The sequence below is a fragment of the Sorangiineae bacterium MSr11367 genome (assembly GCA_037157805.1).
Taxonomy (GTDB): Bacteria; Myxococcota_A; Polyangia; order Polyangiales; family Polyangiaceae; genus Pendulispora; species Pendulispora rubella.
The window spans coordinates 9,836,769-9,852,500 of sequence record CP089983.1; the positions used below are offsets into that span (position 1 = coordinate 9,836,769).

The 15,732-nt window shown below is 57.9% G+C and carries 4 protein-coding genes and 2 rRNA genes (1 of these 6 cut by a window edge); 2 read left to right on the forward strand and 4 right to left on the reverse strand.

Annotation, left to right across the window (positions count from 1 at the left end; translation table 11 throughout):
• Positions 1-13: 13 nt before the first annotated feature.
• The gene (locus tag LVJ94_37825; GenBank protein WXB02664.1) at positions 14-10,531 is read right to left on the reverse strand and encodes an aminotransferase class III-fold pyridoxal phosphate-dependent enzyme; all 10,518 of its coding nucleotides are present in this window, start codon (positions 10,529-10,531) and stop codon (positions 14-16) included.
• Between the two features lie 74 nt (positions 10,532-10,605).
• On the reverse strand, positions 10,606-12,132 hold the full coding sequence (locus LVJ94_37830; GenBank protein ID WXB02665.1) for a benzoate-CoA ligase family protein: 1,527 nt from the start codon (positions 12,130-12,132) through the stop codon (positions 10,606-10,608).
• A 241-nt stretch (positions 12,133-12,373) separates the two neighbouring features.
• Here LVJ94_37830 and LVJ94_37835 point away from each other — a divergent pair, with 241 nt between their 5' ends.
• Entirely contained in the window at positions 12,374-12,643 is a 270-nt protein-coding gene (locus LVJ94_37835) for a hypothetical protein (protein ID WXB02666.1), read from the forward strand.
• Positions 12,644-12,659: 16 nt separating this feature from the next.
• A complete protein-coding gene (locus LVJ94_37840; protein WXB02667.1) occupies positions 12,660-14,060 on the forward strand; it encodes a PfaD family polyunsaturated fatty acid/polyketide biosynthesis protein in 1,401 nt (466 codons plus the stop codon).
• A gap of 135 nt (positions 14,061-14,195) precedes the next feature.
• Here the strand turns inward: LVJ94_37840 and rrf are convergent.
• A 5S ribosomal RNA gene (gene rrf / locus LVJ94_37845) occupies positions 14,196-14,312 on the reverse strand.
• A 131-nt stretch (positions 14,313-14,443) separates the two neighbouring features.
• Positions 14,444-15,732 (reverse strand): 23S ribosomal RNA (locus LVJ94_37850); it runs 1,671 nt beyond the window's last position.

The following is a 15,732-nucleotide window of genomic DNA, read 5'->3' on the forward strand; positions in this document are numbered from 1 at the left end:
CGGCCGCCTTTGCTCAGGATGGCGCCCACTCCCCGGTTGAAATCAATTCCAAGGCTTTCTCGACATCGAGCTGGTCGGCGTCCACCTGCGATAAGATGGCACTCAGATCGATCGACGGAGCATCACCGCGGCGGTCAGGCGTCTCCGGTGCGGTGCCGGGTTCCGTATGGTCCGCCAGTGCTTGAAAGGTAGGATAGTTGAAAACATCACTCACCTCCAACGAGAGCCGCAGTTGCTTTTGTAACTGCTGAACGAACTCGGCGATATTGACGGAATTCATACCCAATTCAAAAAATGGTCGATCGTCCTCGATTTCCGCAGTCTCCACGCCAAACAATTCCGAAAACACGGACTTCATTCGCGCCTTCAGGGCGTCGGTCCCCGTGAAGGCAGGGGCTCGGTCGAACGAGTCGGAAACCGCCTCTGCAGGAGTCCTCTTTACTTCCGTCTCCCGAACGTTCTCGATGGGCGCCGGCTTGGCCCAGTAGCTTTTTGCGAGAAAGGGATACGTGGGCGCGCTCATCCGGCGGGGTTCGTCTTGCCGATGAATGCTATCCCAGTCCACCTTCCCGCCTTGCACCCACCACTGGGACAATTTATCCAGATCCAGGTGTTCGCGCATTTCCAGGTCTGCCAGAGTCGGTGCAGAAGCTCCGATGCCCCGCTTCGCACGCCCTGCGTATAGACCTTCGACGTCCCGCCGGCCTCGAATGAAATCCTGCAGCTTGGCAGCGAGTTCCTTCACCGAATGCACACACACGGCCAAACGGCTTTCCATCGCCTCTCTTCCGACCTGCAATGTATAGGCAAGATCTCGCAACCACGTCCGGCCAACACGATCTGGCGCTGCGGAAAGTCCCCGATCTCGTTCCACGAATTGCAACTCTACAAATTGCAGCAGCTTCTCGGCGTAGACGCGCAGCCGGTCCTCGGACTTCGCCGACAGCACGACGAGATGCGGTTCCAAACGAGATTCGCCCTCCGCTGGCCGTGGAGCGGAGACGAACCCCGCCGGACGATATTCCTCCAAGAGGATATGAAGATTGACACCACTGTCGGCAAAGGAATTGACACCCGCCCTTACCGGCGCAGCCGCGTCTCTCTCCAGCGCACTAAAGGGAGTATTTTCCGCAAGGATATACAGCGGGTGGTCGTCTTCTTGCACATCGATGTATTCATTGACGGTGTCACAGCTGATCGTGGCGGGGAATCGCTTGTGGTGCAGCGACAAGGCGACCTTGATCAGACTGGCGACCCCGCTTGCTGGCTCGAGATGCCCGATATTTCCCTTCAGGCTACCCAAGCCGCAATGCTTTCCTCCCTGGCCGCGGGTGCCAAACACGCGCTTGATCGCTTCGTACTCGATGGCGTCACCCCACTTGGTGGCGTACCCATCGACTTCGATATAATCGATAGTATCTGACGCCACGTTCGAGCGCCGATGGCAGGCCTTGATGACATCGCTCAAAGCGTCGGGCTTCACGTCGGATAGAGATCTCGCCGACCCTCTATTGTTCTGCGAACACGACTTGATCACCGCGTAGATGCGATCGCCGTCCCGCTCCGCGTCCTCGAGCCTCTTCAGGACGACGATGCCGCATCCCTCCCCTTTGACATATCCGTTGGCACGGTCGTCGAAAACACGGCAGCTTCCGTCCGGTGACAGCAACTTGTTTGCAGCGACGTAATCTTCGGGAACCAAGTTGAGGCAAACACCACCGGCAAGCGCCAAATCGCTTTCGCCGTTGAGCAAGGAATAATAGGCCCGATTGATGCAAACGGCCGACGAGGCGCAATTTACATTCATGGCCTCACTCGGACCATTGAAATTGAAGGTGTAGGAAACGCGGTTTGCCAGATAATACGAAGGATTGGACGAACCGCTGCTGCTCAGATCCGCGTCGCTTCGATAGGCGCCAATCTTCCTGCAGTACTCACGATAGCCGGAATACTCATAGCCGATGAACACGCCCGTTCTCGAACCCGACAGGTCGGCCATGTCCAGACCGGCATCCTCCATCGCATGATAGGACTCCTGCAGGACGATTCTTTCCTGAGGATCCATTGTTTCCGCGTCTCTGGGTGTGATGTTGAAGAACAGAGGATCGAAATGGTCGGGGTTGTCCACGAACGCCCCCCACCTGGAGACCGCCCGCTCGAGTCCTTCTGAGTCGCCATCCAGCTTGGCCGCGGGATAGTCTTTCCAGTTCCACCGCTGCGACGGTATCTCGCGGATACTGGTCTTCTTGTTCATCAGGTTGCGCCAGAATTGCTCTGGATCCTCGGCATCCGGGAAATGGACGCCGATGCCAATAATGGCTACATCCCGAGATTCTCTCGTCGTTGGAACCCTCTCCGCCGGATTGCTTTCCGAACGCGGGGTCACCGTCGAAGTCGCGGAGTCATGGGGGTCGGCGTCAAGGAGACCGTCTTCATCGCCGCTGGCCTCCGCCGAGGCATCCGAGTGGCGGTGATATTGCCGCAGCGCCTCATGGTGACGGGTTAGCAGTTCATGGGACAGCTTTCCAAGGGTGTCGGCTTCCGCGATGACGGACGGAGAGAGTTTGACCCCGTACCGCTCCTTGATCGCCTTGATGAGATTCATCGACATAATGGAGTCGACGCCAAGATTGCCGAAGTTTTCATCGTCCTTCAGTTTGGCTATCGGGATTTGCAAGAAATTCGCAACGAACCTCCCGATATCTTCCCCGATTCGTCCGTCGAGCTGGACCGACGACCTCGTTACCTTCTCAATCTTTTTTCCGTTCGGCGAAACCCCGACCCCATTCTTGACCGCGGCCGGCGCTTCGATGTCCATCGGGGCCTGAACGGCACCCTTCCGGGCAATCGTCTTCCCGTTCCCAGGAGACCCGCCGGTATTCTTCGCCGGCGCCACCGTACTCGTCAGCGGGGCGGCGACGGATCTCTCGACGGCTGGACGAAAGAAGCCCTCGTTCAACAGAGTGGCCAGGCTCTGTTTGACGGAGTCGATGATTTGCTGAATGTCTCGATCGGAGTGCGCCTCCGTCAAAAAGCAATTTCCGTGCAGGTGATACCGCACCCCGTGGAAATTTAAGAGATGCAAAAACAGAGCTTGCGTCAGGCTGAACTGATCGCCGAGAAACTTGAATCTGAACTGCGACCCGAAGTGCACCAAGCGAAGCGGAATTCCTCGAGCTTCAACGTAGTCATTGATCCTTCCACAGAGAGACTCCACCTTGCGGGTCAACTCACGTTGCAGGCCCGGCGACCGCCTCTTTATCTCCTGCAGAACGGCCAGAGTGGCCGCCATCTTCAGCGGATTCTGAGTATGCGTTCCCGCGAGGTACGTGATCGGCGTCGGTTTCGATTGATCGCCATACTGCCATAGGCCACCATCGGCCCATTTCATGATCTCCTCGCGGCCGCCCACTGCGCCGGCGGTGAGACCACCCCCCAATATTTTCCCGTACGTCGCCAGATCCGCTCGAATACCCCAAAGCCCCTGGCAGCCCTGCGGATGAACACGGAAGCCGCTGATCATTTCATCGAAGATCAGAACCACCTTTTCCTGCGTGGCAATCTGCCGCAACGTGCGCAAGAACTCCCGCGGCTGCAGGTCGATATGGCTGCTTTGCACGGGTTCGACCAGGACCGCGGCCAGCTCGGAGGAATGGTTGACGATGGCCGTCAGAGACTCCGTCTCCCCATAGTCCAAAACGATCGTATCGCTCACGGCCGAGTCGACCACGCCCGGCGTGCGGGTGCTCAGAAAGCTATCCGAGTGACCATGATAAGAGCCAGCAAAGGTCACCACTTTACTCTTACCGGTATAGGCCCTTGCCAGCCGCAGAGCGGACATCACCGATTCGGTGCCCGATTGGCAAAACACGACTCGGTCGTGTCCGGTGATTTCACAAAAGAGCTGAGCCGCCTTGCCCAGCTGATCATACCTACCCGATAGTGCGTCACCCTTGTCCAGTTGCAGCTTGAGGGCCTCGGTCAAGAACGGCGGCCGATGCCCAAACAGGTTGGCGCCGTAGTCGCACGCAATATCGATTCGCTGATTGCCATCGATATCATGGACGTAAACGCCATCATCCTTCTCGTAGGTGATCGGGTAATGCAATTCCTTCAGAAGCGGATTGAAGTAGATCGGCGTCCTCTGATCCGAAAAGTGGCGCCGATACTCCATCGCGGCGTTTTTCGACTTCCGCGTTTTGCTTTCGTACTTCTTTGCAAATTCGTCGATGAACCGCCTTTGCCGCTCCCCGCACGTCATGTTCGTGACGAGCTCGAGGGCTGGAGGTTCGGTGCCCGCTCCAGCATGGATCAGGGCAGCCGAAGAGCCAGGTTCTTCATCCATGATCCAATAGTGTTCTTTCGCGAACGGATACGTGGGAGCGCTGATCCGCCGCGGCTTGTCGTCTCCATAGAATTCGTCCCAGTCAATGGGCGACCCCTCGACCCAGAGTTGAAGAAGCTTCTGATACTTTCCTTCTGCTACCCAGGTTCGGAGTGTCTTCTGCAGATCGTGATCGGCCGTAAAAGCCGATGCGCCCCTCCTGTCTCGCTTTACATGCCCCACATATAGAGCCTGCGTTTCCGCCCCGCCTCGGCCGTCCGCCCCATTCGCGAGGAAGGCCTTGAGCACCTTTCCGACGTCTTCTAGCGAGCTCGCGACGAATGCGAGCCGCTCCTCCATCGGCTCCCGAGCGACCTGAAGGGTATAGGCCAGCTCGTCCAGCGCAATCTCGGAGGCGCCATGCTCGACGAACGCCGCCAGAACTTCGGCGTACTCGCGCAGCCGATCCCGGTCTCTCGCCGACAGGACCATCATGCGAGGAGTGGCTCGATCGCTGTACCGACGTGACGCGTCCTGCTTCTGTCCCGGGTACTCCTCGATCACGATGTGGGCATTGGTGCCGCTGAACCCGAAGGAGCTGACCGCGGAAAGGCGCCGCTTCCCCTCCGACACCTCCCAAGCCCTTCTCTCGGCCGCAACATAAAAGGGCGTATCTTCGAGCTCGATATGCTCGTTCAGATTTTCATAGTTGATTGTCGGCGGAATCGTCTTGTGTTTGAGGGCCAGGAGCACCTTGATGACCCCAGCAATACCGGCGGCCGCCAGCAGATGGCCGACATTGCTCTTGACCGTGCCGAGGGCACAGAAGCTCTTCTTTGCAGTATAGGCCTTGAATGACGCCTTCAGGCCCTCGACCTCGATGGGATCTCCCAGCTTGGTTCCTGTCCCGTGGGCCTCGATCAACTGGATATCTTCCGGATGGATGGCGAACTTCCGGTAGACCTCTTTTTGCAAACGCGTTTGAGATTCGGGGTTCGGCGCGGTAATGCCGTTGGTCCTCCCGTCCTGATTGACCCCCCAACCTCGGATCACCCCGTAAATCTGATCTCGGTCCCGCTCGGCATCTCGCAGGCGCTTGAGAAGGATGACGCCCACCCCTTCCCCCGGCACGAATCCATTCGCTCTCTGGTCGAAGGTGTAGCAGCGCCCATCCACGGAAAGCATCCCCGCCTGGCTGGTCATGATGTGCATGGAGGGACCGGCCATCACGGCGACACCACCGGCCAGGGCCAGATCGCAGTTGTTCAAGATCAGGCTGTCGCAAGCGCAAGCCGTGGCCACCAACGAGGACGAACACGCCGTATCGATCGACAGGCACGGGCCTTGGAGATTCAACAGATAGGCGATCCGGGCCGCAAGAATCGACGTCGCTCTGCCCGTGAACCCCTGCGCGTTCAGATCTTCCTTCCCGAGCGATTGCGCATAGTCGCCGACGCTGCAACCGACGAAGATTCCGCATCTACTGGCCGATAGACGCGCGAAGGGGTATCCCGACGCCTCGATGCAGTGCCATGCGTTCTGCAAGAACAGTCGCTGCTGCGGCTCGATCCATCGCGCTTCGCTGGGAGAGATGTTGAAGAACAGCGGATCGAAATTTCCGGCATCCTCCAGAGCCCCCATCCATTTGCTGCAGGTTCTCCCTCGAGCGAGCGGGTCCGAATCGTAATAGCGCTCGATATCCCACCTGGACGATGGGACTTCTGTAATGCAATCGCGTCCGCGAACCAGGTTGTCCCAAAATTCTTCCAAATTTCGGGATTGAGGGAATTGCCCCGACATGCCCACGATGGCGATGGCTTCCGTATGGGCTGTCGCGGCCTGACGATCTCCTGTCTTTGCTTCGAGCCTCTTCGGGACATCCTGAGCGGGGGCTGTCTCGACGGGCGTCAGCTTCAGTTTACCCCTCGGCGCTATCCGCTCGGTCTCTTGGGGCTCCGGCTTGCTCGCCTGTTTCGGCTTTTGCGGAGAAAGGGTCCTCTCCTTTCTTCGTCCCTCGAACAGCTCTCGGCCCTGGCCGAGATCCATCACATGCTTCGAAAGCTCGTCGATCGAGGGATACTGATACACAGTGGTCGCGTTGATGGACAGGCCAAACTCACTATGGAGTTTGCGGAGCCATGTCACGCTGACGATCGAGTCGAGGCCGAGATCCAAAAATCGGGCGCGCTCATCGAGTTGATCGGGATGGAGGTGCAGTTCCTTTGCCAGCGTGCTTCTAAGCACATCGCGAATCGCCACCAGCCACTCTGCACTGGCTGGCCGGTCCGCGCCGTCCCAAGTTTCAGGCTCGAGGGGTTCTGGCTCGGGGATAGCCGGCGCGGCCAATCTCGTGACTTCGGTGGCTTCAGCGCCCTCGCTGAAGTATTGCTCGATTCGCCGAGAGACCGCCTCATTGCCCACGAAGCACTTATCGTGCATTTCCAGTTCTCGAGCATAGGTCTCGTCCAACCGACGACGGAGGCGCCGGCTACTCCTCTTTTTCAGCTCGACCAACTCGTCTCTCGAGGACAAATAGGCCAATTGCGCAGCCAATTTCAGCGCGAACGCTTTGACCTCGGCGCGTGGCAATACCAAGTTCTGCATGCCCCTGAGCCGCAGTTCCTCCGCCTTGTACTCCCGGGCTGTCAATAGGATTTCATGCCCGAGGTCTTTCCCGAACTTCTCCGGAAAAACCAGCGTCGCGCCCGCCCCGGGCGTAAAGCCATATTTCATATAGGGGCTGAGATAGAGGCTCTCTTCGCTGAAGATGGCGCAATCGCAGACCATCCCCATCGACCAACCCGCTCCGATGGCATGTCCCTGCATGGCCGCAATGACTGGGACCTCGCATTTCAGGGGCAGGTCATAGATTCCCGTATCGGTAAACTTCGCCTTTCCCTTTTGGATGGCCAACAAATTTTCTTTCGTGCCACCGGCGCAAAAGAAGTGGTCGTAGCCGGTCAGGACAACGATCTTGCAATCGGAACGGCGGCCGATCTCATCGAAAGCATTTTGCACCCCCACGACCAGCGCATCGGAGAAGGTATTCTTGCTGCTCCTGTCGCAAAGAGTCAGTACGGCGACGCCGCTGCCATAAACGTCGAGGCGCACCGAGCTGGAGTCGATCTCGACGCTCCGCACGTCCCCGAGCGCTCCAAGACCCGCGGAGCTCTGGCTCACATCGAGGCAATGCCTCTCGAAGCTCACGTCGTTCTCGTCGGACTCGAACCGGCGTGCGTGGAGAGGAGCCATGGACCTCGTCAGCGAGCTCGCGTGCAGACGGACGCTTCCGGATAGATGCCCTTTCAGTAACACCAAGGATTGTTGGGGCATCTCGCCGAGCCCGCGCGCCAGCGCCAAGGCATGGTCGTCGACCTCGCGGTGCGGCAGGATCGGCATCCCCAGACCTCGTTCCCGCAACTGTCTGCCGGTATGGCTCGTGCCGGAGGAGAGCAGATCGCGCGCAAACGCCGGCCCGAAACGCTCTTCGAAGAATAAATACTCTTCTTCACTGCCAGCCCCGCCGGTGAAGTACTCATAGGCACCTTCTTCGCTGCAGACCATGAGGTCGCACGCGGCGCCCAGCAGCCATCCCAGACCGGCGCTGCGGCCTTTCATGACCGCGATGACGGGCACCCTGCAATCGAGTGGCAGGAGATGCGCTTTCCGATCCAGAAAGCTGTCCCGTTCATCCAACCCGCCCGACAAGAACTGCCGGTCTCCGCCCATGAGCAACACCACCTTGGCGGTGGGTTTGGTCGCGATCAGGCGAAAGCTCCGTTCCAGGTCCGAAATCAGATCTTCCGAAACGGTAGGATCCCCCATCATCCAGATACGGAAGATCCCCGCTTCCAGCTCGTCCACGCGTACCGAGGGCTGCTGAGGCGATCGGCCCGCTCGATCCGTGGTAAAATCCAGCGCTTCGCTGGTGGGTTTGAGCTGGAACCGCGGTTTCGCGGTCGGCGTACTTGCGATGGCCGTAGGTGTCGGCGAACGCGTTGGCAACGAAGCGGCGCGAACCACCTCCGAGCGCGAGCCGCCGGTGGTAGGCCGCTCCGGGCGCCCTCTCTCGTCCGTCAAACCTTCCACCCAGTAACGTTCCCTCGCAAAAGGATAGGTGGGAGCATTCACCAGTCGCGGCTTGTTGGCGCCGTACAGCCCACTCCAGTCGACGTCGAGGCCCTTTACCCAAAAGTCCAGGAGCCTGGCGTACTTTCCCTTGGCGACCCAGGCCCGGAGCATCTGCTCCATGTCCTCGTCCGCGGTATAGGCGGTGAGTCCATTGGAATGGCGGCCGACGCTGCCACGGAGCAGACCTTCGATGTCCCGCCTGTCCGCAAGGAAATGATCGAGCTTCTCCTCGAGTTCTTTCCTTGAAGTGACGGCCAGCGCCAGGCGCTCTTCCATCGCGGCTCGGCCGACCTGCAGCGTATAGGCCAGATCCACCAGGTTGACGTCATCCTGGTGATCGCGCAGGTACTTCAGCAGACTCTTCGCATACGCCTGCAGACGATCCTGATTCTTTGCAGAGAGCACGATGAGCGCAGGGTTCAGCGCTCCCGGCACCGCCGGTTTCGCTGCGGCCGAGGATTCCGGGGCAACGTATTCGTCAATCACCACATGCGCATTGGTGCCGCTGAATCCAAACGAGCTGACCGCAGCGCGCCGCGTCTCCCCATTCGAGACTACCCAGGGCTGGGCTTCCCGGGTGACGTAGAACGGGCTAGCCGCAAAGTCGAACTGCTCGTTGGCGCGTTCAAAATGCAAGGTCGGAACCAGCTGCTTGTGCTCGAGCATCAGCAGGACCTTGTGAACACCGGCTATCCCCGCCGCGGCGGACGTGTGGCCGATATTGCTCTTGACCGAGCCAATTCCGCAGTATTGTCTTCTCGTCGTGAAATCCGCGAAACTCTTGCTCAGCGCTTCTAATTCTATGGGGTCGCCCAGCTTCGTTCCCGTGCCGTGCGCCTCCACATAGCTTATGGCGTCCGGGTCGATGGAAAATCGCTGATAGAGCGTCTTCTGCAAGGCCGTTTGTGACTGCACACTGGGCGCGGTAATGCCATTGGTTCTCCCATCCTGATTGATGGCCGAACCTCTGATGACGCCATAGATGCGGTCGCCGGCTTGCTCGGCGTCCGCCAGCCGCTTCAGCACGACGACGCCGGCCCCCTCGGCCGGCACGAAGCCGTTGGCGCCGTTGTCGAACGGTTTGCACTTGCCGTCGGGTGACAGCATGTTGGCCCGACACATTTGCAGGTAGCTGTTGGGCGACAGCAGGAGCGTCACGCCACCCGCGATTCCGATGTCAATCTCACCCGCCAACAGCGCCTGACATGCCAGATGCATGGCTACCAGAGCAGATGAGCAAGCGGTATCGACGGCGATCGCCGGTCCTCTCAGGTTCAGAAAATAGGCCAGGCGGGCAGCAAAAATAGAATTCGCGTTGCCAGTTAGAGCCTGGGCCGCGGCGAACCTTGGATGCCCGACCAGAAGCTGGGCATATTCATTGAACATGACGCCGACATAGGTTCCGCACGCCTGCTCATTCAGTTGCTGACGCTGCAACCCGGCGTCCTCCAACGCCTTCCACGCCTCCTGGAGAAATATCCGCTGCTGGGGATCCATGAGCTCCGCTTCCAGCGGAGAAATGTTGAAAAAGAGCGGATCGAATTCGTCGATGTGCTCTAGGCTACCCAGCCATTTTGCGTAGATCTTGTCTTCGCGGCTGACATCCGGGTCGTAAAGGCGCGCAACATCCCAACGATCAGCAGGGATTTCTTCGACACTGTCGACCCCGTGTTTCAAATTGTGCCAAAACTGCGCCAGGTCGCCGGCGCCGGGATATCGACCCGAGACGCCGATAATCGCAATGGCACGATCTGCGTGCTTTTCCTTCAGCGCAATGCGGACTGGACCGTCGTGCCTATCGGATTGCGCCGGTACGGCGTCCCCCGGCGTGGCGTCGGGTTGCAACTTCGAAAGATGACTTGCCAGCTCGCTGACACATGGATAATCAAATATCACAGAGGCCGAACACTTCAAATCGAGCGCGTTATTGATGTCGGCGACGAGCTCGAGGGCGCCCTCGGAGTCCAGTCCTAGCTGGATGAACGGCAGATCCTCCTCGACTTCGGTGATCTTCATATCCAGCTGCCGTTGCAGACTTTGACGGATCAGTTCTTTGAGCGCTTCTGGTCTTTTCATGACTTGATTTCCACCAGTTCAATCGGCGCACGGTCGAATCGATTGATCCGAACCGAGCACCCCTACAGCCAGGATCACTCGCCGCGCAGCTTGTATCGCTGAATCTTTCCGGTTGCCGTTTTCGGCAAGGCGTCGACGAAATCGATGTAATCGGGGCTTCTTTGCGGCAGACGCCGTTTGACGAATTTTCTCAAGGTCTGGACCAATTCCTCGGTCCCGAGCTCACCGGTCCGCAGAACGACATGAGCCTTCGCGCGAAACAATCCGCTTTGATCGCGAACGCAGACCACCGCGGACTCTTTCACGGAAGGATGCTCGTCGAGCACGCTCTCCACCTCGATGGGAGAAATCCAGATTCCGTTGGACTTGAAGACGTCGTTCGAACGCCCGCGGAACCAGTAATATCCTTCCTCGTCCATATGGTATTTGTCGCCGGTGACGACCCAGCCCCCTTCGAAGCTCTTGCTGCTGGCTTCGGGCTGATTCCAGTACCCCAGGGCCGCGCTCGGGCCGGTAACGACCAGATCGCCTATTTCTCCGGTTGGTACGGCATCCCCTTTGTCATCGACGACCCTGGCCTGATAGCCAGACACGACGCGGCCGCTGGACCCCGCCTTGACGAGCCCCTGTCGATTCGCGATGAACATGTGCAAAAGTTCCGTGGACCCCAGTACGTCCAATAGCTCTATCTCGCAAAAATTCGACCATCGACGGTAAACGTCCGCCGGCAAACCTTCCCCGGACGAGATACACAATCTCAGCGAGCTGATGTCGAATGCTTTTCCTTGTTCCGCGAGCTCGATTAACGACAGATAGATTTTCGGGATCGCGAAGAGCAGGGTTGGCTTGAACTTGGCGATCAAGTCCAGCAATACGTCCGGCAGCGACAGATGGGGGTTCAATACCGTCGCCGCGCCCACGGCGAAAGGAAAACTCATACTGTTGCCCAGTCCGTACGCGTGAAAGAGCTTAGAGCTGGATAGGGAGATGTCATTCTGATCAATTTTCAGAATCTGCTTCCCACTATGCTCGCTCGTGGAAAACATGCCCCCGTGCGCATGCACGACGCCCTTGGGCTTCCCCGTGGAACCGGAACTGTACAACCAGAACGCCATATCATGGCTGGCGCGCTCCACCGTTTCCAGCTCGGTGGACTCCGCCTCCAAGCAGTCCTCCCAGCCAAGAGTGCCTTCGATGGAGCGGCCCTTGGCACCTATCACGAGCACGTGCTTCAGCGCTTTGCAGTTCGCGCGAATCGGCTCAACCAGATAATAGAGCGTTTGATGGACGATCAGAACACTGGCGTCGCTGTCTTTTAGTAGATATTCGTAGTCGCTCGACGTCAGCATGGTGTTGACGGGGACAGGAACGGCGCCTACCTTGGTCGCGCCAAAGAAGCAGATCGGAAATGCTGCACTGTCGGGCAACAGCAGCAAAACGCGTTCGTTAGGTCGTACATCGAGCTGCTTCAGCGCATTTCCCATGCGGTTGGCCCACGAAACCAAGACCCCATAGGTCCAGGTTTCATTCCCATGATACACGGCAATCTTGTTGGCGCGTCCGGCCACCACATTGTTCTCTAGGATGGCGCTTACATTCATATTCCATTTCCTAACAGGATAGGCCCGCTGGGCAGGTACTTCATTTCGAATGTACCATTGGTTTCGCCAGCACGCGGCGCCTCCCCAGGACTTGGAAATCTGTCTGGCGCGGATTTCATCTGGATGAATGGCCGGTAGGGCTTCCGACGTCTGGGGTCAACGTCCCTATCGCGCCAATATCGGAACGATATGCGCCAATATTCCGATTGAGAGCACATGCGGTCCGAGGAAATTTTCAATCGTGCGACCATTGGACTGCGGCGGCCGCAGCCTGCTCGGCATGAACGTCACGCAGGAGCAGGTCGTCTGCGAACGTCGCCGTTACACTGTGAATGCCGTGTTCACTGTGAAAAATTACAAGGCTGCCGCCAGGAACGGTGCCGATTCGATCCTGTCGCGCACTCCAACCTCTGAGCATGCTTCACCAACCGCGGGTGCCATTCCTTCGTACAACGACGACTATCGGTCACGGAAGGCAATCTGCTCGACTCGGAATCTCTTCAACGATTAGCCTAGAGGTAGAACGCATGGCAACTCTCGAACGCATGCCCGATCCAGCGGAAACACTTACCGGGAATCTCGGCAGTGCCACTTTCAGAAAAGATTACGGCATCAAGTACGCTTACCTGGCCGGGGGAATGTATCGAGGAATAGCTTCCAGCGAGCTGGTTATTGCTTTGGGCAAAGCCGGTCTAATGGGTTTTCTAGGCAGCGCGGGGCTCAGCCAGAGTCGAATTGCGGCCGATATCGACAGCATTCAAAAGGCACTTTCAGATACCCAGGCATATGGAGTCAATCTGGTCTGCAATCTGATGGATCCGGCGACAGAATTGGAGACAGTAAAGCTATATGTCAAGAAAGGCATCAAGCGACTCGAAGCTTCTGCCTTCATGCAAATGACGCCGGCGTTGGTCTGGTATCGTCTGCAAGGATTACGTCGCGATATCGATCGAACGGTTATTTGCGATCACAAGATCCTGGGCAAGATCTCCCGTCCCGAGGTCGCTACCGCGTTCATGAGTCCCGCGCCCGAGCATGTCGTGTCACGGTTGCTGGCGGAGCGACGAATCACCGCGGAGCAGGCAGAAATGTCCAAGCACGTTCCGATGAGTGATGACATCTGTGTGGAGGCCGATTCGGGTGGACACACGGACCAGGGCGTTGCCATGGTCCTATTCCCCGCCATCAAGAGGTTGAGTCAGGTGCTGCTGAGCCAACACGGATACAAGAAGGCACCGCGCATTGGCCTTGCAGGGGGCATTGGTACCCCCGAGGCGGCGCTGGCGGCATTCATCATGGGGGCAGACTTCATTCTCACTGGCTCGATCAACCAATGCACAGTGGAGGCGGGCATCAGCGACGCCGTGAAGGACATGCTGCAAGACATCAATGTCCAAGACACGGACTACGCTCCGGCCGGCGATATGTTCGAACTGGGCGCCAGGGTTCAAGTTCTGAAGAAGGGCGTTCTTTTCCCGACCAGGGCCAACAAGCTATTCATGCTTTATTCGCACTACAACGCGCTGGAAGAGATCCCGGAAACCATTCAACGACAACTGCAAGACAAGTATTTCAAGAAGAGCTTTGCCGAGATCTGGCGCGAGACCGTGGAATACTTCGTGAGCAAGGGGCAGCAGGCCATCATTGACAAGGCGAACCGCAACCCCAAGCAGAAGATGGCTCTCGTGTTTCGCTGGTATTTTGCTTACAGCGCCCGTTTGGCTTTTGCAGGCAACGAGACGGACAGGGTGGACTATCAAGTCCACACCGGGCCGGCCTTGGGCGCCTTCAATCAATGGGTGAAGGGAACCGAGCTAGAGAACTGGCGAACACGCCATGTGGACAAGATCGCCGAAAAGCTAATGCGAGAAACGGCCATTCTGTTGTCGCAGAGGTTGCGCGCGATTTCGCACATGGACCGGCATTGACGTTCGAGCCGCCTGCTGGCGCCAAGACTCCGACGGTTGGGTCGAGTTGGTCGCGTGCGCCAAGTGCCAACGCGATCGGCAAGGACAAAAAAAGAAAGGCCCGAGTCGTAATCGACTCGAGCCCTCATAAGAAAATCCCGGCGGCGTCCTACTCTCCCACACGGCTTCCCGTGCAGTACCATCGGCTCCGAAGAGCTTAACTTCCGAGTTCGGGATGGGATCGGGTGTGGCCTCTTCGAGATCACCACCGGAAACTGTGGGTGTCCACGTTTCCGAGCGTGTCTGTTGCTCAGTGAAAAGATCGTCTTTTCGAAACGGGTGCTAGCAAAACGAGCTTCGCAAACCCAATCCTGGGTGCGAACTCAAGTGTTTGCCTTAGAGACATGGTCAAGCCGCACGACCTATTAGTACTGGTCGACTCCGTCATTTACATGACTTCCATCCCCAGCCTATCAACCTTGTAGTCTACAAGGGGTCTTTAGAGGCTTGCGCCTGGGATACCTTGTCTTGAGGCCGGCTTCCCGCTTAGATGCTTTCAGCGGTTATCCGTTCCGCACATAGCTACCCAGCTGTGCCACTGGCGTGACAACTGGCTCACTAGAGGTGCGTCCAACCAGGTCCTCTCGTACTATGGTCAGCTCCTCTCAAGTATCCTTCGCCCACGGCAGATAGGGACCAAACTGTCTCACGACGTTTTAAACCCAGCTCGCGTACCGCTTTAATCGGCGAACAGCCGAACCCTTGGGACCTGCTCCAGCCCCAGGATGCGATGGGCCGACATCGAGGTGCCAAACCACTCCGCCGATGTGAACTCTCAGGAGTGATCAGCCTGTTATCCCCAGAGTACCTTTTATCCGATAAGCGATGGCCCTTCCATTCGGGACCACCGGATCACTAACGCCTGCTTTCGCACCTGCTCGACCTGTCGGTCTCGCAGTTAAGCTCCCTTGTGCGTTTGCACTCTACGCCTGGTTTCCAATCAGGCTGAGGGAACCTTCGCACGCCTCCGTTACGATTTAGGAGGCGACCGCCCCAGTCAAACTGCCCGCCAGGCAGTGTCCCCCGCCCAGGTTATGGGCGCAGGTTAGAATCCCAGAACATCCAGGGTGGTATTTCAACGGTGACTCCATCGAACCCAGAGGCCCGACTTCAAAGTCTCCCACCTATCCTACGCAGAATGTCCCGAAACTCACTGCCAAGTTGCAGTAAAGGTTCATGGGGTCTTTCCGTCTTGCCGCGGGTAGAGGGTATCTTCACCCCCAATACAATTTCGCTGAGTCCCTGGTCGAGACAGCGCGGATGTTGTTATGCCATTCGTGCAGGTCGGAACTTACCCGACAAGGAATTTCGCTACCTTAGGACCGTTATAGTTACGGCCGCCGTTTACTGGGGCTTCGGTTCAATGCTTCGCTTGCGCTGACATGTCCCCTTAACCTTCCAGCACCGGGCAGGCATCAGACCCTATACGTCGTCTTACGACTTTGCAGAGTCCTGTGTTTTTAGTAAACAGTCACAACCGCCGTTTCTCTGCAACCCTCCGACGCTCGAGACGCGAAGTCTCTCACGAAAAAGGGCACACCTTCTCCCGAAGTTACGGTGTCAATTTGCCGAGTTCCTTAACCAGGGTTCTCTCACGCGCCTTGGAATACTCTTCCCGCCCACCTGAGTCGGT